Origin of the sequence: Marinobacter sp., from assembly GCF_048269445.1 — a bacterium.
GTDB lineage: Bacteria > Pseudomonadota > Gammaproteobacteria > Pseudomonadales > Oleiphilaceae > Marinobacter.
Genome location: NZ_JBLXIQ010000010.1, coordinates 82,872 through 104,442 on the forward strand (window position 1 = coordinate 82,872; position 21,571 = coordinate 104,442).

Here is a 21,571-nt window from a genome sequence, read left to right on the forward strand (position 1 = left end):
AAAGAATGCGAGTCCGTGTTCTGAACCGCTGGATACTGCCGATATTAAGTTAACAACCGGTTTTAGAATTCACACCCTATATTCGCCAAAAATTCCGTTCTCAAGACACGGCTGCTTCAGAAACCGCCATGGCGCCTGACTTGCCGGGCCTCAGGTATCGGCCAAAGCCAGCGTTTCTCAGAGCTAGATCCACACAACTCTTGATGACATGGGGAGAATCCAGCAGCAACACATCTTCCAGCAGCTGTACGGCCCATTCCCGGCTGACACTTCGAATCACCGATTTGACCTTGGGCAGACTGGCTGCGTTCATTGAAAGGGAGTCGTAACCCATGGCCATGAGCAACAGCGCGCCTCCGGGATCACCAGCCAGCTCTCCGCAGATACCCACTGGCTTACCAACCGAGTGAGCGTCCTGGGCAATCCGGACCAGCGCCTGAAGCACTGCCGGGTGATAGGAATGATAAAGCTGGGCAACCCTCGGGTTGTTGCGATCTACTGCCAGCAGGTACTGGGTCAGGTCGTTGGAGCCCACCGACAGAAAGTCCACCCGGTCTGCAAACTCACGGATTTGATAGACGGCGGCGGGGATCTCAACCATCACACCTACTTTGGGCATATGAATGTCGTAGCCCTCTTCACGAACCTCGTGATACACCCGGTAAATCAGGTGCAGGGACTCTTCCACCTCCGAAATGTTCGAAATCATGGGCAGCATGATCTGCAGGTTGTTCAGGCCCTCGCTGGCCTTGAGCATTGCCCGCACCTGAACCAGGAAAATCTCAGGATGGTCCAGTGTTACCCGGATACCGCGCCACCCAAGGAACGGGTTTTCTTCCTGGATCGGGAAATAGGTCAACGCCTTGTCGCCGCCGATGTCCAGGGTACGCATGGTTACCGGGCTCGGCGCAAAGGCCTCAAGCTGCTCCCGGTAATACTCACGCTGCTCCTGCTCGGAGGGGAACCGATCCTTGATCATAAAGGGGACTTCGGTCCGGTATAGGCCTATGCCTTCAGCACCGTTGGACAACGAGCGGACAACGTCGGTCATCAGCCCGGTGTTTACCAACAGGGAAACCCGATGATGATCGGTGGTTTCGCAGGGCTTGTCCTTGAGTACTTCCAGCCCCCGGATAAGTTCATCTTCTTCCTCACAGATCGCCTGATAGAATGACCTCAGGTCCGAGGATGGTGACGCAAATATCTGGCCCTCAAAACCGTCAACGATCAGTTCCCTGCCGTCGAGTTGGTTGACTGGAATATCCACCAGCCCCATGACCGTGGGCACGCCCATGGCCCGGGCAAGAATCGCAACGTGGGAGTTGCTGGAGCCTTTGACCGACACCAGGCCGACCAGCTGTCCCTTGGGCACCTCTCCCAGCATGGCTGGCGTCAGCTCCTCACTCACCAAAACGGTCCGCTCGGGGTAATTTAGATGCTTCTGCTCCCCCTCCTGGAGATGGGACAGCAGACGGCGGCCCAGATCCCGGATATCAACAGCACGCTCCTGGAGGTAGTGGTCTTCCATCATCTCGAAGTGACGAATGTATTGCTGAACCACCTGTTTCAGCGCACCCTGAGCCCAGACCCCTTCACGGATCTTGTTTGCGACCTCGCCGGGCATGGCATCGTCACCCAGCATTCTCAGGTAGACATCGAACAACGCCTGTTCTTCCGGGCGCAGCTGCGAGGCGAGTCGTTTGGCAACGCGTTCGATGTCTTCACGGACCGCCTTCACCGCAGCCCGAAACAGTTCCAGCTCCCCATCAATATCCTCGGTGGGTTTTTCGGGAACCACGTCCAGATCGGCCGACGGGTAAACCACAACACCAGTACCGATAGCCACACCGGGAGCGCCGGGTACGCCACTGAAGCTGACATCACGAGCCTCCTCACCGGTCAGCGACAGGCCACTGATAGCGCCGGTGGCCTCGCTGTGGGCAATGACGCCCGCCAGCTGGGCCGATACGGTTACCAGAAAAGCCTCTTCACCTTCGTCGAAACACCTGGAACTTTCCCGCTGCTGAACGACCAGCACGCCCAGAACACGGCGGTGGTGGATGATGGGAACACCAAGGAAGGATCGGAACCGCTCCTCCCCGGTTTCCGGAAAGTAGCGATAGCGCGGATGGGATGGCGCATCCTCCAGGTTGATGGGCTCTTCACGGGCGCCCACCAGACCTACAAGGCCTTCGGAATACGCGAGACTCACCTGCCCCACCGCTTTCCGGTAGAGACCTTCAGTGGCCATCAGAATATAACGGTTGGTAGCAGGATCAAGCAGGTAGACGGAACAGACCTCCGTTCCCATGGCCTTCTGCACTCGCGATACGATGATATCCAGCGCCTCCTGCAAATCGCGGGCGCTGTTTACCTCTTGTACTAGACTTCGCAAAATGCTCAGCATGGCGGTCTCAGTCCGTCATTTCTGTTGTTCCTTTAAACGCCGATTCAGCTCTGCCCGATGCCACTGCTCCATGTTGTAGAACAGTCGCGGCGCAAGCTCTCTCAGCGCACGTCGATACACTTCACGCTTAAATGAAACCACCTGGCCCAAAGGATACCAGTAGCTTACCCACTGCCAGCCATCGAACTCCGGTGAATCCGTACCATCCACGCAAACCTGCGCGTCCGGCGATAACATCCTCAGCAGGAACCATTTCTGTTTTTGACCCACACAAACGGGGAGCGAGTTGTGGCGTACCATTCTCCTCGGGAGTCGATACCTCAGCCAGCCCCGGGTGCAACTGATGATTTCAACATCGCTCGCACAAAGGCCGATTTCCTCTCCAAGCTCCCGGTACAGTGCATCCTCGGCTGACTCATCATGCTTGATGCCACCCTGCGGAAACTGCCAGGAGTCCTGCCCTATTCGCCTTGCCCAGAGAACTTCTCCCCTGTGGTTGGCCAGAATGATTCCGACGTTGGGTCTGAAACCGTCTGAATCGATCACGGCACAGTCCTCTTAAAAGTCGGTAGACCGGCACAAAAATTCACCGGTCGGATTTGTCCAAGTTGCTCTCATTCTTACAGAATCCCAAGGGTTCGGCAAACGGAGCTGTTGAGGACAGGTCGTGTTAGACTTGGCCCTTTCCTGCAAGCCCTGTGAACAACGGAGGTAACCGCTTGACGCTCGCAATTTTTGATCTGGACAACACCCTTCTGGCCGGCGACAGCGACCATGCCTGGGGTGAATTTCTGGTAGAGGAAGGCATTGTGGATGCCGATGAATACCGCCTTGCCAACGACCGCTTCTATCAGGAATACCTGAACGGCGAGCTGGATATCCTGCACTACCTCGGTTTCGCTCTTCAGCCCCTGGCCAGCCACAACATGAGCGAGCTAATGGTATGGCGGGAAGCCTTCATGGAGAAAAAGGTGCGCCCCATGATGCAGGCCAGCGCCGACGACCTCCTGAACAACCACCGGGAGCAGGGCCACACCCTGATGATCATTACCGCCACCAACCGTTTCGTGACCGAGCCCATTGCCGAAGCGCTCGGCATCGAGCATCTGATTGCCACCGAACCTGAACTGGTCAACGGCCGCTACACCGGTGAAGTGGCGGGAACCCCGAGCTTCCAGGACGGCAAGGTAAAACGCCTGAACGACTGGCTGGAAGCCCACGGCAAGACACTTGAAGGTGCCTGGTTCTACAGCGACTCCCACAACGACCTGCCGCTACTGAAGAAAGTGGATAACCCGGTTGCCGTTGACCCGGACCCTACCCTGGAGGCGTTCGCCAGGGAGAGCGGCTGGAAAGTGATGTCACTGCGAAACTGAAGTAGTGGTCAAAAGAATCCGGTGAGAGAGCGGACAAAGCAGGATTTGATGTAATCAGTCTCAGGAATCCCCGGAATCACCGGATGATCCGGGGCCTGATGCCCCTGCTCCAGCAACTGGACAAAGCGGTCAATTTTGCGACCGCTGCCCCGAATGATATCCACCAGCTTCTCCTGTGAAAGGTGCATCGAACAGGACGCCGAAACCAGCACGCCATCCCGCTCCAGCAATCGCAGCCCCAACTGGTTCAGCCGCGCATAGGCCTGCTCCCCTGCCTTCTGGTCCCTGCGCCGGGGAATCAATGCCGGTGGATCCAGCACCACGATATCGAACTTTTCTTTCTCATCCGCCAATGCCTTGAGCGCCTCAAAGGCATCACCTTCGATCGTCTCCACATTGTCCAGACCATTAAGCCGGGCATTATGGTGCACCGATTCAATCGCTCCGGCCGAACTGTCCACACAGGTCACCTGAGTAGCTCCGGCACTGGCCGCCTGAATCCCCCAGCCACCGACATAACTGAACACATCCAGAACCCGCTTGCCAGGTGCATAGGCCTGCAGGCGCTGACGATTCATCCGGTGATCATAGAACCAGCCAGTCTTCTGACCACCCTCCAACGGCACCTCAAAACGGACACCGTTCTCCTCAACCTGCAGCAGACTGACATCCGGGCCATGGGCCTGCTCCACATAGGTATCCAGCCCCTCGACCTTACGCATCTTACCGTCGTTCTTGAGGATGATCGCCTCCGGATGCACCAGGCGCTGAACAGCCCGGATAATCGCCTCTTTCATCAGCTCCATACCCGCAGTGGAGATCTGCACCACGACCGTGCTGTCAAACCGGTCAATCACCAATCCGGACAGCCCGTCACTGTCCCCGAAAACCCAACGGTAAAACGGCTTATCAAACAGCCGATTCCGTAACTCCAGCGCCGCTTCCATTCGCTGGGTAAGGCGTTGCGGCGTCATTCCATGGCCAGGATCCCGGCTGATCAAACGCCCACATATCAGTGCATGGGGATTTACAAACAGCGTACCCAGCGGCTTGTCGTTCGCCGCCCGAAGCTCCGCCTGAACACCAGCCTCAAAATCCGTCAGCGGACTGCGGCGGGTGTCCACCTCGTTGCTGTAAACCCAAAGATGGCCAGCACGGAGACGGCGTTCTGCGCCTTTTCGTAAATAAAGAACCGGAAAACTCATAGTGACCACCTGAAAGAAAGGACGAGAAAATAAGCAAGGAAGAGTGGAGACTGGCACAGCTGCACGACGGTCTGACGGGGCGAGCCTTCCAAAACTGTGCGGAGCCAGGGATGGCGGAGCCAAGCGTACAGGGACGTATTCACAGCGTGTTCTGGAAGACTCGCCCCGTCAGACCAGCCCCCCAAATTAAGCACTCACTCTTCGGCCGCAACATGCTCCGCATAAGCCGTAGAATCCATGAGGCCATCCAGCTCACCGGCATCTGCCAGCTTCACCTTGTACAGCCAGCCATCGCCATAAGGATCCTCATTTACCTTCTCCGGCTCATCCTCAAGGCTCTCATTCACCTCGATAACCTCGCCGGTAACCGGGCTAAACACATCCGAAGCTGACTTCACAGACTCTGCCACGCCGGCCTCTTCACCGCCATTGACCGTCGTACCCAAATCCGGAACGCCGATATAAACCACATCACCCAGCTGCTCCTGGGCAAAATCCGTAATACCAACAGTCGCCGTGCCGTCGTCAGACACGCGAACCCACTGGTGCGTCTCAATGTATTTCAGGTCTGCGGGTATTTCACTCATAGTCTGATTTCCTGAACAAATTTTTGCGCAGTTTAACTGAAGTCACTAGCTCCAGCTAACCTCTCTTGCCAGCGTCATGAACGAATTCAGATAATCCACCTCGCGATCCCGCTCGCGAAGGCCCAGAAAGATCTGTTTGGGAATACCCTCCTTGCCGAGTTGCACCGCTTTTACCGGGATCCGCTCCCCGTAATCGTCCACCAGCCATCGAGGCAAGGCTGCCACGCCCCGGCCTGCCGCAACCATCTGCAACATGATGTCCGTGGTTTCAATGGTTTTATGGCGCGCCGGGCTGGTGTGGGCCGGCAGGAGAAAGCGCGTGTAGATATCCAGCCGTTCAATCTCCACTGGGTAGGTAATCAGAGTCTCGCTTTCCAGATCTTCCGGCTCCGCCCAGGACCTGCCCGCCAGCGGATGATTAGCCCCCACCACCAAAACCTGTTCGTAATCGAACACCGGCTCAAAGACCAGACCTGACCGGTGCAACGGGTCCGGTGTTACCAGCAGGTCGATCTCATGACCAAACAGGGCACCAATGCCACCGAACTGGAATTTCTGCTTTACATCCACATCCACGCCTGGCCAACGCCCCAGGTAGGGCCCCACCACTTTGAGAAGCCACTGGTAACAAGGGTGGCACTCCATACCGATGCGGAGCGTACCTCGCAGGCCCTTGGCGAACTGACCAATCATCATCTCCGCGTGCTCAATCTGCGGTAAGAGCCTGCTGGCCAGTGATAGTAAATACTCACCTGACTGAGTCAACCGGAGATGCCGCCCCTCCCGCACCCAGATGTCCGTGCCAAGCCGCTGCTCCAGCTTTCGAACCGAATGACTCAGGGCAGACTGGGTCAGATGCAGCCCCTCGGCCGCCGCGGTCAGGGAACCCTGCTGATCGACCGCCCTGAGAATCTCCAGATGGCCACGCTCAATCATTCCACCCTCCATATGAGTAGATTTCATCGATACCTGAAATCTTACCATTATTTTTCATCTAACCAGAGGTATAACCTGCCATCTCTTCCAAACGACACGATTCGGCAGAGGACAACACCATGGTGACCACACACAATCTCGGCTTCCCTCGCATTGGCGCCCGCCGGGAACTGAAATTTGCCCAGGAGGCCTTCTGGAAAGGGCAACTCAGCGAAGAGGAACTACAGATCACTGGCGCCGATCTGCGCCGAAAGCACTGGCACATCCAGCAAAATCTCGACAGGGTGCCGGTGGGCGATTTCTCACTTTACGATCAGGTTCTGGATATGAGCTTCACCCTCGGCAACCTGCCCGAGCGCGCAAGCAAGCCGGAAGGCAGCGACCTGCAAAGGTACTTCCGGGTGGCCCGGGGCCAGTCCGGGCACGAGCATTCCTCTTCCTGCCGCAATTTACAGGCCGGGGAAATGACTAAGTGGTTTGACACCAACTACCACTACATCGTGCCGGAATTCCACCGGCACACCCGTTTCCGGCTGAACGCCGACCGACTGATTGCACAGATCACCGAAGCCCGCACCCAGGGCCTGTCACCAAAACCCGTCATTATTGGCCCAGTGACCTATCTCTGGCTGGGCAAAGCCAAAGACGACAGTGACCGGCTGGCCCTGCTCGACGCCCTTCTACCTGTGTACTCGGAACTTCTGGATCTGATGTCGAATCATGGAATCGACTGGGTTCAGGTAGACGAACCCGCCCTGGTCACCGATTTGGATGCGGACTGGCGCCATGCCTTCCGTCTGGCCTACCACCATCTCAAGACCAGCAGCCAGAAATTGTTGGTAACCACTTACTTCGGGGAGTTGCGGGAAAACCTGCAACTGGCTTGCGAGTTGCCGGTTGCCGGCCTGCACCTGGACGCAGTCAGCGCGCCACAGGAAGTAGCCCGGGTAGTGGACTGGCTGCCACCCCACAAGCAACTTTCCCTTGGGATTATCAACGGCCGGAACATCTGGCGGACCGACCTTGGTAAAACTCTGGACTGGCTGGAGCCGGTCCATGAAAAACTGGGCGATCGTCTGTGGCTGGCGCCGTCCTGCTCGCTACTACATGTGCCGGTAGACCTCAGCAGCGAAGTCAAACTGGACCCGGAAATACACAGCTGGCTGGCGTTCGCTCTTCAGAAACTGGACGAACTGGACATTCTGGCCACTGCCCTGAATCAGGGCAGAAGCGTCGTCCACAAGGAGCTCGCTGAATCCACTGCCGCGACCGCCAGCCGGAAAACGTCCAAAAGAGTCCGTAATCCCTCAATCGAGGCCCGAATCCAGGCAATCAGCCCGGACCTCGGTCACCGGCATAACCCTTACTCAGAGCGCATCACAACCCAACAGCAGAGACTGGGCCTGCCCCTGTTTCCAACCACGACCATTGGGTCCTTCCCCCAGACACGGGGAATCCGCCAGGCTCGCCTGCAATTCCGGAAGGGAGAGCTTAAAGAAGCCGCCTACAGGCAACAAATTCGCGAGGAAGTAAGTCGCTGCATTGACGAGCAGGAAGCCTTGGGCCTGGATGTTCTGGTGCATGGCGAGGCTGAGCGCAACGACATGGTTGAATACTTCGGGGAACAGCTTGACGGTTATGCCTTCAGCCAGTTTGGCTGGGTCCAGTCTTACGGCTCCCGGTGCGTCAAGCCACCCATTCTGTTCGGCGACATTTCCCGCCCGCGAGCCATGACCGTGGAATGGATTTGCTATGCCCAGTCACTGACCGACAAGCCTGTAAAAGGAATGCTGACCGGCCCCGTGACGATTCTTAACTGGTCCTTCGTACGGGACGACCAGCCCCGCAGGGATACCTGCCTGCAGCTGGCGCTGGCGATTCGCGAAGAAGTGCTTGATCTGGAAGCCGCCGGTGTTGGTATTATCCAGATTGACGAAGCCGCCCTCAGAGAAGGTCTCCCCCTCCGGAAATCGGATTGGACGGGCTATCTGAACTGGGCCATCGAGGCGTTTCGCATCGCGGCCAACGGTGTCAGCGATGGAACCCAGATCCATACCCACATGTGCTATTCAGAATTTAACGACATCATCAAAGCCATCGCGCGCATGGATGCAGACGTGATCACCATTGAGACATCCCGGTCGGATATGGAGCTTCTCGATGCGTTCCGCGGCTTTGAGTACCCGAACGATATTGGCCCCGGCGTTTACGACATCCACTCTCCCAACATTCCAGCCAAGGAGCAGATAAAGGCATTGATGGCGAAAGCGTCTGAGAGGATTCCGGCCCAACGGCTATGGGTAAACCCTGACTGTGGACTCAAAACCCGTCAATGGGAGGAGGTGATTCCGGCCTTGAAAAGCATGGTGGCCGCAGCCCGGGAATTGCGGGAGGGGGATCAGTAACCGGTGCTGGTCTGGTCCAGGTCGAACTGGAAATCCGTGGCCCGGCCGACTTCCGTAGTGAAGTCGCCGGTGTCATGGAATTCAAACCAGCGATAGCCAGGCGGCAAGTCCTCAACTGCGAACTTGCTGGAGCCGGAGGTGAACTGAATGCAGGTAGATGGCGTGGCCATCAGTTGCACACCCTGGCGTTCACCTTCATGTTCCTGATGTATATGCCCCCACAACACAATTTTTACCTGAGGGAACCTGTCCACAACACGCCAAAAAGCCTCCCGGTTGGTCAGGCCGATTTTCTCCATCCAGTCTGCCCCTATATCCACAGGATGGTGATGTAACGCGACCACCGCTGGCAGATGCGGATGCTCCTCCAGCGTATTCGCCAGGAAATCCAGCTCAGAGTCAGCCAAGGCACCAAAGACCTTGCCGGGTACGGATGAATCCAACATGACAAACTGCCAGCCGCCCTGGATCACATGGCGGCGGTTCGCATCGAACTCGGCTGCCACTCTTTCCAGGTTTTCGCCTTGGTCGTGGTTACCCGCAATCCACGTGGAGGGGCAGGAAAACACCTGAAGGCTCTTTCCAAACACGCGGTAGGCATCCAACGAACCGTCCTGAGCGAGATCCCCGGTTGCCAGGATAAGGTCTGGCTGGCCGTGAACCCTGAGGACTTCACTGATCACGGCCTGCAGGCTCTCCCGGGTTTTAACCCCCAACAGATCCCCGTCGGCACGCGCCATCAGGTGCGGGTCGGTCAGCTGCAGTACCCGGAGTGGCCGGGTTTTTTCCTTGATGGTCATGGCGTTCTGGATCTACTCTCTGCGCAACACTTGGTCTGAACTCAAGTGTACGACGTGAGTTCCGGGATTTATCACTTGTGAACCGAACAAACGTCACATTCTGGCCAGGCTCTGACAACATATTGCAATTCTTGACAACTATGGCACATCAGTCAGCCACAGCCACACCACTTTAGTACTGCCTTCCGCGCTATGAACGTCGTTTCAGTCGACGCCCTCACCGGCAGACCAGGCGGCGTGTTCCATGGGAAGGTGGCCAAACCGCAGACAATAATCCAGCCAGTCGGCCAGGAAGCCGTTGACCTGGACCTTCTCATCCGGGTGGTGCATATAACGGTTGGGATAGTCATTCACAGGTGCAATCTGACGGTCACGGTAGCAACTAATAACCTCAGCCATGGAGGCATCGTGATAAACCCGGACCGTCATTTGCGGATTATTGAGCCAGCGCCCCGAGTTGTGCACCTGTTCAAGCAGCAGGGTTTCGGTAAACCGGGCGGTTTGCAGAGCCTGGATGCGGACGCGCCCCAGATAATGGTTCTCCCGGTGCAACTCGAACTCGCACACCGGCTTGCCATCCACTTCCAGTTGACGCAGCTTCTGCAGTCTCCGGTAGTTGCCATCACACAGGGCACCGAGCTGGCGCAGGTCCGGAACATACCGCTTGGGTTTCATGGTCCACTCACCCATTACTGCCACCCTTGTCTCAAACGGGCCCGATTGAGTTCGAGCCACTGCAGAGCAATAATGGCGGCGGCATTGTTGATTCGACCATCGTGGATCATCGCTATGGCATCTTCCGCAGACACCACATGGGCACGGATATCCTCGTGTTCATGCTCCATGCCATAAAGTCCGCCGGCCTCTTCGGTGCTGACGCAACCGCAGTAGAGGTGGATCATCTCGGTGCTGCCACCAGGGGAAACCAGGTAATCGCAGATCTTTTCCAGGGGCTCAAATGTCAGCCCAGCCTCTTCCTGCCCTTCCCGCTGGGCAACTTCTTCCGGGCTTTCGCCGTCTTCGTTCATGCCGGCGACCAGCTCGAGCAACCAGGGAGAATGATTACGGCCCAGGGCGCCGAGTCGAAACTGTTCCAGCAGCACGACTTCATCCCGTTCCGGGTCATAGGGAAGCACGCAGGTGGCATCGCCCCGGATAAACAGTTCCCGGGTAAACACGGGCATTTCCCGGCCATCAAAACGCGCGTGTGTCAGCCAGATCTTATCCATGCGGAAGAAGCCCTGGAAGACGGTTTCGCGTTTTTCGACTTTGACGTCGCTGGCTTTGAACTGGAACGGTTCGGTCATCTTTTATCCGGTTGCTGAATCGACTTTGAACGATAGCTGTTGGCTGTCTCTTATTGCAAGCCCCTTGCTCCGGGCTCAGGTGCAAGGCCAGTGCTGGGGGCGGCTTCCCAAAACACGCTCCTTGCGGCACCCCTCCGGGGTCCAGCCTGCAATCATAGATTGCAGTCGTTCGGCTGTCGCATGAAGCTTCGCTTCATAAACGCTCAGCCTCACCCATGTGACGCTTGGGCTCCGCCATCCCTGGCTCCGCACAGTTTTGGGAAGCCGCCCCCAACACTGGCCCCAAAATGCAGAGGAGCCTTCAACTAAGTTAAATATCACAGTAATAGGTGAATTTTGTAATGTGTCAGATTGATTCAGGCGATATCACCAAAATCAGACAGGGGCACCAGCCCGGCTCACGGCACCTATCTGTCAGGCTAGATACAGTTCCTCAGACCTTGTCATAAAGCTTACCACCAGACTCGACAAACTCTTTGGACTTCTCCTGCATGCCCGCATCGATCGCGGACACTTCGTCCAAACCATGCTCCTTGGCATAATCCCGAACTTCCTGGGAAATCTGCATGGAACAGAATTTCGGACCACACATGGAGCAGAAGTGGGCCACCTTGGCGGAATCCTTCGGCAAGGTCTCATCATGGAAGGCGCGGGCCGTGTCCGGATCCAGACCGAGGTTGAACTGGTCCTCCCAGCGGAACTCAAAACGGGCCTTGGAAAGGGCGTTGTCGCGTATCTGGGCGCCCGGATGACCTTTGGCCAGGTCGGCGGCGTGGGCGGCGATCTTGTAGGTGATGATGCCGGTTTTCACGTCGTCCTTGTTCGGCAGGCCCAGGTGCTCTTTGGGGGTGACGTAGCAGAGCATGGCGCAGCCATACCAGCCGATCATGGCGGCGCCGATGCCGGAGGTGATGTGGTCATAGCCCGGAGCAATGTCGGTGATCAGCGGGCCGAGGGTGTAGAACGGGGCTTCGTCGCAGCACTCAAGCTGCTTGTCCATGTTCTCCTTCACCAGGTGCATCGGCACGTGACCGGGGCCTTCGATCATGCACTGGACGTCGTGCTTCCAGGCGATTTTGGTGAGTTCGCCCAGGGTTTCCAGTTCGCCGAACTGAGCGGCGTCGTTGGCGTCGGCGATGGAGCCGGGGCGCAGGCCGTCACCGAGACTGAAGGAGACATCGTAAGCTTTCATGACCTCGCAGATATCTTCGAAATGTTCGTACAGGAAGCTTTCCTGGTGGTGCGCCAGGCACCACTTGGCCATGATCGAGCCGCCCCGGGAAACGATGCCTGTAGTACGTTTAGCAGTAAGCGGCACATGGTGCAGGCGTACGCCCGCATGGATGGTGAAGTAATCCACGCCCTGCTCGGCCTGCTCGATCAAGGTGTCCCGGAAGATTTCCCAGGTCAGGTCTTCAGCGACTCCGCCGACTTTTTCAAGGGCCTGGTAAATGGGTACGGTACCGATCGGAACCGGGGAGTTGCGGATAATCCAGTCCCGGGTCTCGTGGATGTTCTTGCCGGTGGACAGATCCATGATGGTATCCGCGCCCCAGCGTATGCCCCAGGTCAGTTTCTCGACCTCTTCCTCGATGGAGGAACTGACCGCGGAGTTACCGATGTTGCCGTTTATCTTTACCAGGAAGTTTCGTCCGATGATCATCGGCTCGGATTCCGGGTGGTTGATGTTGGCCGGGATAATCGCGCGGCCGCGGGCCACTTCGTCCCGTACAAACTCAGGGGTGATTTCAGCCGGCAGGCTGGCGCCGAAAGACTGGCCGGGGTGCTGGTCTTTCAGCAGCCCCTGTTCCCTGGCCTCCTGTAGTTTCAGGTTTTCCCGGATGGCGATGTACTCCATCTCCGGGGTCACAATGCCCCGGCGGGCGTAATGCATTTGTGAGACATTGTGGCCTGGCTTGGCCCGAAGCGGCTTGCGCTCGTCAATGAACCGGAGCGGATCGAGCTGGGGATCCTTCATGCGGCGTCGGGTAAATTCAGAGGAGTATCCGGGCAGTTGTTCGACATCGTGCCGCTCGGAAATCCAGGCGGCACGAAGTGGCTTCAGGCCCTTACGCAGATCAATAGTGGCTTCAGGGTCTGTATAGGGGCCGGAGGTGTCGTACACCATAACCGGCGGATTCTTTTCGCCGCCCATCTCTGTTGGCGTGTCCTGCACGGTAATTTCCCGCATAGGCACCCGCAGATCGGGTCGGCTACCCTCTACGTAGATCTTGCGTGAACTCGGCAAAGGCTTGATGGCGGCGGAATCCACCTGGGCGGAATCACTGAGGTAATCAGGTAAGGTTGTCATCATTCGCTCCCGGAACAGTTCATTGGTTTTCGGGTCGCGTATGACGGAGCTTCGGCACGGATTCCAGTTCAGAGAATACTGGCCAGCCAGCACTTTTGTCTTAAATCCCTACGCCGGTATTATCCGGATCAGGTCGCGGGTTCTGCGTTGCAATCTCAGCCGGCTGCCCCTATTTCAAAAAAGGCAGACCAGCACCCCGTCAAGACGCGAATCTGTATAGCATGACACTCGAAATGAGTGCTGTTTGCAAGTGTAGAGGTGCGGGCAATAATTGTCCATAATGGCCGACCAGACCCCGGCGGCGCAGGAAAACAAGGCCGCCCAGCGTGGGGTGTTGCCCGAAACACCCCCTTAAAACGGGTGCAGAGGCGTAAATGTATTCAGGAGACATAATGAAGAAACGACTGCTTTCCGGACTTATTGGCCTCATAGCAGCCCAGCCTGCCCTTTCCATGGATCTGGTCGAGACCTATGAGAAAGCACTTTCTTACGACTCCGGCATTGCCGCGGCCCGCGCGAGCTTTGAGGCCCAGCAGGCCGCCAGTGACGTCAGCCAGAGCGCCCTGCTGCCCCAGATAGGCGCCTTCGGCGAAGCCAACCACACAGATCTTGACGGGGAAACCCAGAACACTTCCTATAAGTCCACGAGTTACGGAGTGCAGTTGAGCCAGCCGCTGTTCCGCGCCGACGCCTGGTTCCGCTACGACGCCAGCCAATTCCAGACTGATTCGGCCAGAGCCCAGTACAACCTGGCCCAGCAGCAGTTGATCCTGGACGTTGCAACGGCTTACTTCAACGTACTCAGGGCCCGGGACACAGTGACCACCGCGCTGGCCACCGAGGCTGCCATCCAGCGCCAGTACGAGCAGGCGCAAGAGCGATTTGATGTCGGCCTGATCGCCATTACCGAAGTTTATGAAGCGCGTGCCAGTTACGACGATGCCAAGAGCCTGCGAATTGCAGCGGAAAATCAGCTCAATATTGCCAGAGAGCAGTTGGCACGGTTGACTGGCGACTACCCGGAAGATGTCGAAAATCTGCGCCGGAGCTTCCCACTTGACCGGCCTGACCCCATGGACCCAGCCGCTTGGGAGCTCACGGCACTGGAGCAGAACTGGTCCATTCAGTCTGCCATTTATCAACTGGATGCCAGCGAAGCAAACCTGAAAGTGGCCAAAGCCGGGCATTACCCGACCCTGGATCTGACCGCCTCCTATGGCGACACCCAGATTGATGGTGGCAGGACGAACCAGTTCGAGGGCACCCAGGGCGTCATTGGCTTGACCCTGAACGTGCCACTGTATTCCGGTGGTGGCACCCAGGCATCCGTGCGCCAACAGCGCTCTCTGGTGACCGTGACTGAGCAGCAGCTGAATACAGTACGCAGGGATGTCCGGGTCAATACCCGGAGCCTGTTCCTGACAGTGAACAACAACATCGAGACGGCTTCGGCCCTGGCCCAGACCATTATTTCCAGACGCAGCGCCCTGGACGCAACCCGTGCCGGGTATCAGGTGGGAACACGGAATATCGTTGAGGTACTGGATGCCGAGCGAGCCTACTACGTGGCACTGAGAGATTATGCCAACGCCCGCTACGACTACGTGATTAACTCACTTCAGCTCAAACAGGCGGCCGGAACTCTCAGCCCGCAGGATCTGCTCGAACTGAACAAATGGCTGAGTGAGACCGCTCCGGGCATTGAGGCATTGGCAAACGAGGAAGAAACTCTCGACAACCCGACCCAATAATCGATAGGCGGGTGAGCCGGTTCACCCGCCTATCGGCCCTGCCTCGATTCAGACCCGCTCAATGATGCCATCGACGACCTTGTCCAGGGCTCCACGATTTTTGTTAACCACATCCAGAGCCCTGCGACCAATGGCCTCACGCTCTAGCTCATCACTGAACAGCAATGACACATGGGCAGCCAGATCATCTGAATCGGCAACCAGCTTGACGCCTTTGTCATCAAGCAAACGCTGGTATATGGTCTCGAAGTTGAAGATATGAGGTCCTGAAAAGACCGGAATGCCCCAGCCTGCGGGCTCCAGGGGGTTATGCCCCCCACGCTCAATCAACGAACCACCGACAAAAGCCAGATCACTGGCACCATAGAGCATCATCAGCTCGCCCATGGTGTCGCCCAGGTACACCTGCGCGCTGGCAGGGTCTTCACCCAATGACCGCCGGGCCAGGCTGAGCCCCTCCCGCGTGACTTGCCCGGCCACGGACTCAAAGCGGTCCGGATGCCGGGGAACCAGAATCAGCAGGGCCCCTGGATGAGCCTGCAGCACGGCCCGGTGCGCCGCCAGCAGCTGTTCGTCCTCGCCGCCATGCGTACTGCCGGCAATCCAGACCGGCCGGCCCGCCAGGTTTTGCCTGAGCGCAGTGGAAGCCGTACGAACGTCATCCGGAATATCAACATCAAACTTGACGCTGCCCGTCACAGCCACCTTCTCTGGAGCAACACCTATGCGTCGGAACCGTTCGGCATCTTTCTCCGCCTGGGCGGCAACCCAGCTGATACTGCGCATAACGGGTGCTGCAAGGCTTCGAATTCGTTCGTATCCGCGCGCAGACCGCTCGGACAAACGAGCATTGATGAGAAAAACAGGAATTCGACGCGCCCGGCACTGGCGAATCATGTTTGGCCAGATTTCGGTTTCCATGATAACCAATATCCGGGGATTGGCCCGATCGATAAACCGCCGAATAGAGCCCGGAGTATCGTAAGGCGCATAGGCATAATGCACTTGATCACCAAACATCTTCTGAGCCTGGGCCAGTCCGGTATCGGTCATGGCTGTCATCAGGATAGTGACACCCGGGCTTCGGGAAAGAAGGCGTCGGATCATGGGTGCTGCAGCAATGGTTTCGCCCACAGAAACAGCGTGAACCCAGACCACGGTTCCACTCATAACTGGCACCAGCCCGAGGCGTTGATGCCAGTTACGCCTGAGGTCCGGTGCGCGGCGACCATGCCACCACAGCCGCAGCAAAATGAATGGCAACATGAGCCTTATCAATTGGGAATAGATAAATTGCAGCACAGAGGACTCCGGGCAAAACAGTGCGCTATCATAGCGCAAAAGCTATTGATTTGCTTCCGATTGACCGACCTGTCCAGTGGACTGAGGACGATCAAGACACGACCTGGAAGGACCCGCCAAACGTGAACAGGAAATACCGAAAACAACCGCGAAACACCGACTATTCGGCTTACCTACACCCCCGTTGGTGGCCAACATGGCTGGGAATTCTGCTGATGTGGTGTGTTTCCCATCTGCCGATCCGTGTCCAGTGGTGGCTTGGCAAGCTCGCCGGACTGCTGGCGTTCCACCTTGCTCGCAGTCGCCGGCACATTGCCGAGGTCAATATCCGGCTATGCTTTCCCGAGCTTACCGCTGCGCAGCGATCTGCGCTCGTGCGCAACGCCTTTATCGCCAATGGTATCGGACTGCTGGAACTGGGCATTGCCTGGTTCCGGAATCCAGCCGGTTTGACTGATATTACCCGGGTTCATGGCCTGGAGCATCTTGAGAAAGCCCTGTCCGACGGCAAAGGCGCTCTGCTACTCGGAGGCCATTACAGCACTCTGGACCTCGGTGGCAGCCTGGTCACCGAATTCATTGAGGCCGATGTAATGCAGCGCGATCACAACAACCCGCTGATGAACGCAGTGATGACTCGGGCTCGCGAACGCCGGTATGGCACCGTTCTGGGCGCCAGAGATTTGCGCGGCCTGTTCCGCAGCCTGAAGAAAAACCGTGCAGTGTGGTACGCCACAGATCAGGATTACGGCCGCAAGGACATTGTGTTCGCGCCCTTCTTTGGCGTTCCCGCAGGCACCATCACCGCAACCTCACGCATTGCCGAACGCAGCGGGTGCAAGGTAGTGCCTTTCAGTCACTTCCGCCGGGAAGACCGCCCCGGTTACGATATCTATTTCCACCCAGCCCTGGAGTACTTTCCAAGCGGGAACGACCTTCGGGATGCAACATTGATCAACGAGACGATCGAAAGAGAAGTCCGGCGCGCCCCGGACCAGTATCTGTGGATGCACCGGCGCTTCAAGACTCGTCCAGACCCGGACGATCCCGGCTTTTATGGCCGTCGCTGAACCCTATAGCCCCCGGCAACAAGGAGGCAGGCATTCAGTGCCTGACAACCATGCCAAAGCCCAGTGAACTGGACTCGGCCGCACCAGTGGTGTGGCTTCTGACCGACAACAAGCCGGGTCACCGGAACCAGCTGAAAGGTCTTGGCAATCGACTTCGCGTGCTCGCCGGGGCAAGTCTTTACTGGATCGATGCCACCACGATAAAGGTCCCGTTCTGGCGAACCCTGCTGGCCGCTGCACCACGCATGGAGCCGGACCTGCCCCACCCCGATCTTGTGATCGCAGCAGGATCCGGCACACACCGGCTGTTACTTTCCCTGCGAAAGCTCCGGGGAACCAGGACACTGGTCATAATGAAGCCCGGCTTCCCGTTATCGCTGGTCAGCGGCGCCCTGATTCCGGCCCATGACCGTATCCAGCCCGATTCCCGAATATTCGTTACCAAGGGTGTGGTGAATACCATAACGCCTCTGGCAAGGATCACCGATAAGCGGGAAGCTCTGTTACTGATTGGCGGACCCTCACCTCATTTTGACTGGGAGGATGATGTCATCTTCGGCCAGGTGTCCGACCTGATTGGGCAATATCCGGACTGGCACTGGACTATCAGCGGTTCCAGGCGAACCCCGGAAGCACTTCAGGATCGACTGGACGAGCTCGCCGGACTTAGGATTACCGTTGTTCGCCCGCAGCAGACTCACGAGGATTGGCTCAGTCACCAGCTTTCTGCCTCACGTGCAGTCTGGGTGACGCCGGACAGCATGTCCATGGTGTGCGAAGCCGCGACTTCCGGTGTTCCGACTGGACTCTTCGAGTTATCGGCCAGACCCGGCAGCCGGGTGGCTGAGGGCGTAGACCGGCTGGTCCGGGAGGGATACATTGGCCAGTGGCGCAACCACGCCAGTGTCATGGCCGGCAACGTCAGCCATGATCACACCCTTTGGGAAGCCGATCGTGCCGCTCGCTGGGTACTGGACCAGGGATTTCTATTGCACCAGAAGCAAAAAAGTAACCAACGCCAGCACAAGGAGACCAAGCGTTGAGAATTCTCCAGGCACTGCCTGCGCTATACAGCGGTGGAGTGGAAAGAGGAACTGTGGAGTTCGCCGCAGACCTGGTCAAACGTGGCCACGAATCGTTTGTCGTTTCAAAAGGCGGCCCGATGGCAGAGCAGCTCCGCGGCCAGGGCTCGAAACACATATTCATGCCCATACACCGCAAGACACCTGCGTCTTTCGGGCAGATCCTTCCCATGCGAAAACTGCTGATGGACCTGAAACCGGACATTGTGCATGTCCGCTCCCGGATGCCAGCCTGGATCATTTTCCTGGCCCTGAAAAGCATTCCGGCCCATGAACGCCCTGCGATCGTGTCCACCTTTCATGGCATGTACTCGGTCAATCCCTACAGCGCGATCATGACCCGGGCTGACCATATTATCGCCGTGTCCCAGTGCGTGCAGGACTATGTTCTTAACAACTATCCCGTGCCGGAAGACAAACTGACGGTCATCCAGCGCGGCGTAGATGTGGATGCCTTCCGCCAGCGGGAGCTCAGTTCACAATGGCTGGACCGCTGGTTCCGGCAATACCCCCAGTTAGCCGACCAGAAAATCATCATGATGCCCGGTCGCATCTCACGCTGGAAAGGCCAACTGGATTTCCTGGCCATGATGGCGCAGCTGGTAAGGGAGCGGCCGGATTGCCATGGCATCATCGTGGGCGGCGCCGAACCCGGCAAGGAACATTTCCTGGACGAACTGGAGAAGGAGCGCGCCCGCCTGGGCCTGACCGACAAGGTAAGCTTCCTCGGCCAGCGCAATGACATGACTACCCTGTATCTGCTGGCAGATGTCGTATGCCATATGAGCACCAAACCGGAACCCTTCGGCAGGACGGTTACCGAGGCCCTGGCTTCCGGTACACCCGTTGTCGCCTATAATCGGGGCGGCGCAGCTGAAACCTTGCAGGCCTGCTTCAAGGAAGGACTGGTGCCACCGGACAATATTGAGGAATTCGCCCAGACCGTCTCCCGACTTCTGGATTCCGAGCCGCCGGCCATCGACATTCCCTATAGATTCCGTCTTGAGGCGCAAACGGAGGCGACGTTGCAGGTTTACGAGAAAGTACTAAAGCAGCCCGCCCATCGAACATGAATCCATCGAGACGATTAACCATCGCATATCTCCTCGCAACGCCCGGAACAACCTGGGGCGGGATGGAGCAACACACAGCTGATTTGGCGGGCGCTCTGGCGGATCGCGGCCACAGGATCCATGTCCTTGGCCACCGGGCTTACCGCGAGAAATTTCCGGCCAATATCGGATTTCATCCGCTACCCGTCCATCTGGGGCGCCGCAACCTGTGGCTGCAACTCGCCCTCCGCAGATGCCTGCGTCGGCTGTCGCCGGATATTCTCCACGCTCAAGGCAACAAGGCCGCGCAACTTGCCGGCAAAACTGGAAAATTGGCAGGCATGCGGGTGGGCACGGTTCACGGCATCAAATCCAGCCACAAAGCCTTTACTCATCTTGACCGGGTCATCACTGTCAGCCCACAGATCTTCAGGGCTCTACAGCACCCCCACAAGCACCTGATCTACAACGGTGTGGACGTCACGCGCCGCCCGCAAAATCCCGAAGCCGGACCGGCACTGCAAACAGGTATCACCAATGTCATTGCCGTCGGAAGACTAGAGTCGGTAAAGGGCTTCGATGTCCTTATCAGAGCCTGGTCGAGGCTTGGAGCATTAACAGGATCGTGTCACCTGACCATCTTCGGTGAGGGCCGCGAGCGACAGCCGCTTGAAGACCTCATCCGCCAATCCGGCCAGGAACAACAGGTCACCCTTCCGGGATTCTGCAAGAATCTGGCACCGGCTTATGAGCAGGCACAGCTGACGGTAATCAGCTCCGAGCGGGAAGGATTCCCCTACGTCCTGGTGGAGTCGCTGCTATACGGGTGTCCGGTGGTATCAACACCAGTGTCCGGGCCCCGGGATATTCTTCCAGCCACAGCGATCAGCAAAGGGCACAGCGATCAGGACCTAGCAGACCTGCTGTCCAGAGCGTTAGCCGACCTGAATGCCCTGCATGAAGCGGAAAAGCCGGCAATGGCGTTTGCCCGGGAAAAGCTGACTCTCGAGGCCATGGTGGCGCAGACTGAGACGCTCTATCTTGAGGCGATGGCCTCCAAATCCGGAAGCTGACACAGGGGGAGTGATCGCTCGAACTTGATTAGTCGGACCTGCGATCTTTTTCTAAGGCCGCCAGCATCTGCAATTCCCTGGCCTTGGCCAGCCGCATGAAATTCCTGTTGGCGGCGGTGATTGCGACACTCAGGCCAAACCAGCCATTGAGAATTTGCCGGTGCACCAGATAGTATTTCAGAAACTTCACAGGAAACTCCACAAACAGCCGGGCGCTCGAGATCTTCCTGCCCTTCTCTGCCAGAAAGCGGGCCTGTTCCGTCGACAACTGACAGTATTTGCGCTCCATCTGCTCTAACGAAATCAGGGTGCGATGCAGGACATCGCCTTTCAGATCCAGAACCCGACCGTTTTTTACCTGCGGCCGGTCATTGTTGCTGTCTTTTTCCGCCTCGATTGCAGCTTTGGTGCGGTTGTAGAGTCTCAGGATCTTTTTTGATTTGTCGTGCCGGAACGGGTGCCTGGGGTCGGGCTGGGAAAGCACCCAGCGCATTCTGAAACCAGCAATGTCAGACTCCACGGGCTTTGAAAAAAGCTCCTTGATATTGCTTACCAACTCGTCGGAAAGGACTTCATCGGCATCCAGGTCCAGCACCCAGTCGTTCCGGCACAAACTGGCGGCGAAGGCTTTCTGGCAGGCGAACCCTTGCCAGTCATTGTGAACAAACCGGGCGCCTGCGGCTTCTGCGATTTCACGGGTTCTGTCAGTACTCCCGGAATCGACTACGATGATTTCATCGGCCCAGCCGGAAACCTTTGCCAGGGACTCCGGCAGTCGCAGTTCTTCGTCCTGGGTGATGTAATAAACGGATAACGGTAGTTTCATCACAAATCCTGGTGGCTGGCCTGTCAGTTTACCGATCGGTCAGAACAATATCATGGTTGCCTTATGATAAGATGGCGCGCC

18 protein-coding genes and 1 riboswitch are annotated in these 21,571 nt (G+C 57.5%); of the genes, 7 read left to right on the forward strand and 11 right to left on the reverse strand.

Translation table 11 applies throughout. From position 1 onward, the window contains the following. Positions 1 to 100: 100 nt before the first annotated feature. Positions 101 to 2,407, reverse strand: a complete 2,307-nt coding sequence (gene ptsP, locus ACN0XM_RS18225; protein ID WP_417568358.1) for a phosphoenolpyruvate--protein phosphotransferase — start codon at positions 2,405 to 2,407, stop codon at positions 101 to 103. Between the two features lie 15 nt (positions 2,408 to 2,422). Continuing rightward, positions 2,423 to 2,953 carry an RNA pyrophosphohydrolase gene (locus tag ACN0XM_RS18230; protein ID WP_417568359.1) on the reverse strand — a complete coding sequence of 177 codons (531 nt, stop codon included), beginning with the start codon at positions 2,951 to 2,953 and terminating at the stop codon, positions 2,423 to 2,425. Between the two features lie 173 nt (positions 2,954 to 3,126). On the opposite strand from ACN0XM_RS18230, the gene ACN0XM_RS18235 reads away from it, so the two are divergent. Continuing rightward, positions 3,127 to 3,783 carry an HAD family hydrolase gene (locus ACN0XM_RS18235; RefSeq protein ID WP_417568360.1) on the forward strand — a complete coding sequence of 219 codons (657 nt, stop codon included), beginning with the start codon at positions 3,127 to 3,129 and terminating at the stop codon, positions 3,781 to 3,783. Between the two features lie 8 nt (positions 3,784 to 3,791). On the opposite strand, the gene ACN0XM_RS18240 is transcribed toward ACN0XM_RS18235, so the two are convergent. The 3 genes from ACN0XM_RS18240 to ACN0XM_RS18250 all read right to left on the reverse strand — a co-directional run bounded on the left by ACN0XM_RS18240 (position 3,792) and on the right by ACN0XM_RS18250 (position 6,511). Continuing rightward, positions 3,792 to 4,988 carry a class I SAM-dependent rRNA methyltransferase gene (locus ACN0XM_RS18240; protein WP_417568361.1) on the reverse strand — a complete coding sequence of 399 codons (1,197 nt, stop codon included), beginning with the start codon at positions 4,986 to 4,988 and terminating at the stop codon, positions 3,792 to 3,794. 194 nt (positions 4,989 to 5,182) lie between these two features. Beyond that, positions 5,183 to 5,575, reverse strand: a complete 393-nt coding sequence (gene gcvH / locus ACN0XM_RS18245; RefSeq protein WP_417568362.1) for a glycine cleavage system protein GcvH — start codon at positions 5,573 to 5,575, stop codon at positions 5,183 to 5,185. Between the two features lie 45 nt (positions 5,576 to 5,620). Continuing rightward, positions 5,621 to 6,511: a LysR family transcriptional regulator gene (locus ACN0XM_RS18250; protein WP_417568417.1), complete on the reverse strand. Its 891-nt coding sequence runs from the start codon at positions 6,509 to 6,511 to the stop codon at positions 5,621 to 5,623. Positions 6,512 to 6,630: 119 nt separating this feature from the next. On the opposite strand from ACN0XM_RS18250, the gene metE reads away from it, so the two are divergent. Then, positions 6,631 to 8,916, forward strand: a complete 2,286-nt coding sequence (metE, locus tag ACN0XM_RS18255; RefSeq protein ID WP_417568363.1) for a 5-methyltetrahydropteroyltriglutamate--homocysteine S-methyltransferase — start codon at positions 6,631 to 6,633, stop codon at positions 8,914 to 8,916. Here metE and cpdA read toward each other — a convergent pair. From cpdA to thiC, 4 genes are all read right to left on the reverse strand, one after another. Then, positions 8,910 to 9,716 (reverse strand): 3',5'-cyclic-AMP phosphodiesterase, encoded by an 807-nt coding sequence (gene cpdA, locus ACN0XM_RS18260; protein ID WP_417568364.1) that lies wholly within the window; start codon positions 9,714 to 9,716, stop codon positions 8,910 to 8,912. The two genes, metE and cpdA, sit on opposite strands and share 7 nt — an antisense overlap. Positions 9,717 to 9,920: 204 nt before the next feature. Next, positions 9,921 to 10,406 (reverse strand): DUF1249 domain-containing protein, encoded by a 486-nt coding sequence (locus ACN0XM_RS18265; protein ID WP_417568365.1) that lies wholly within the window; start codon positions 10,404 to 10,406, stop codon positions 9,921 to 9,923. Then, positions 10,406 to 11,023 (reverse strand): NUDIX domain-containing protein, encoded by a 618-nt coding sequence (locus ACN0XM_RS18270; RefSeq protein ID WP_417568366.1) that lies wholly within the window; start codon positions 11,021 to 11,023, stop codon positions 10,406 to 10,408. The genes ACN0XM_RS18265 and ACN0XM_RS18270 overlap by 1 nt, the downstream gene beginning before the upstream one ends. A 433-nt stretch (positions 11,024 to 11,456) precedes the next feature. Continuing rightward, positions 11,457 to 13,334, reverse strand: coding sequence for a phosphomethylpyrimidine synthase ThiC (thiC, locus tag ACN0XM_RS18275; RefSeq protein ID WP_417568418.1), 1,878 nt, complete (start codon positions 13,332 to 13,334; stop codon positions 11,457 to 11,459). An 87-nt stretch (positions 13,335 to 13,421) separates the two neighbouring features. Then, a riboswitch (TPP riboswitch) is annotated at positions 13,422 to 13,543 on the reverse strand. A 183-nt stretch (positions 13,544 to 13,726) separates the two neighbouring features. On the opposite strand from thiC, the gene ACN0XM_RS18280 reads away from it, so the two are divergent. Beyond that, complete coding sequence (locus ACN0XM_RS18280) at positions 13,727 to 15,085, forward strand: TolC family outer membrane protein (protein ID WP_417568367.1); 1,359 nt, start codon at positions 13,727 to 13,729, stop codon at positions 15,083 to 15,085. A 48-nt stretch (positions 15,086 to 15,133) separates the two neighbouring features. Here ACN0XM_RS18280 and waaA read toward each other — a convergent pair whose 3' ends face one another. After that, positions 15,134 to 16,387, reverse strand: a complete 1,254-nt coding sequence (gene waaA, locus ACN0XM_RS18285; protein ID WP_417568368.1) for a lipid IV(A) 3-deoxy-D-manno-octulosonic acid transferase — start codon at positions 16,385 to 16,387, stop codon at positions 15,134 to 15,136. 122 nt (positions 16,388 to 16,509) lie between these two features. Between waaA and lpxL the strand changes: the two genes are divergently transcribed. From lpxL to ACN0XM_RS18305, 4 genes are all read left to right on the forward strand, one after another. Next, positions 16,510 to 17,457 (forward strand): LpxL/LpxP family Kdo(2)-lipid IV(A) lauroyl/palmitoleoyl acyltransferase, encoded by a 948-nt coding sequence (lpxL, locus tag ACN0XM_RS18290; RefSeq protein ID WP_417568369.1) that lies wholly within the window; start codon positions 16,510 to 16,512, stop codon positions 17,455 to 17,457. A 50-nt stretch (positions 17,458 to 17,507) separates the two neighbouring features. Further along, positions 17,508 to 18,500, forward strand: coding sequence for a mitochondrial fission ELM1 family protein (locus ACN0XM_RS18295; protein ID WP_417568370.1), 993 nt, complete (start codon positions 17,508 to 17,510; stop codon positions 18,498 to 18,500). Further along, entirely contained in the window at positions 18,497 to 19,612 is a 1,116-nt protein-coding gene (locus ACN0XM_RS18300) for a glycosyltransferase family 4 protein (RefSeq protein WP_417568371.1), read from the forward strand. Before ACN0XM_RS18295 ends, ACN0XM_RS18300 begins: the two co-directional genes overlap by 4 nt. A gap of 62 nt (positions 19,613 to 19,674) precedes the next feature. Continuing rightward, entirely contained in the window at positions 19,675 to 20,664 is a 990-nt protein-coding gene (locus ACN0XM_RS18305; protein ID WP_417568372.1) for a glycosyltransferase, read from the forward strand. Between the two features lie 28 nt (positions 20,665 to 20,692). Here ACN0XM_RS18305 and ACN0XM_RS18310 read toward each other — a convergent pair whose 3' ends face one another. Next, on the reverse strand, positions 20,693 to 21,490 hold the full coding sequence (locus ACN0XM_RS18310; protein WP_417568373.1) for a glycosyltransferase family 2 protein: 798 nt from the start codon (positions 21,488 to 21,490) through the stop codon (positions 20,693 to 20,695). Positions 21,491 to 21,571 lie beyond the last annotated feature (81 nt).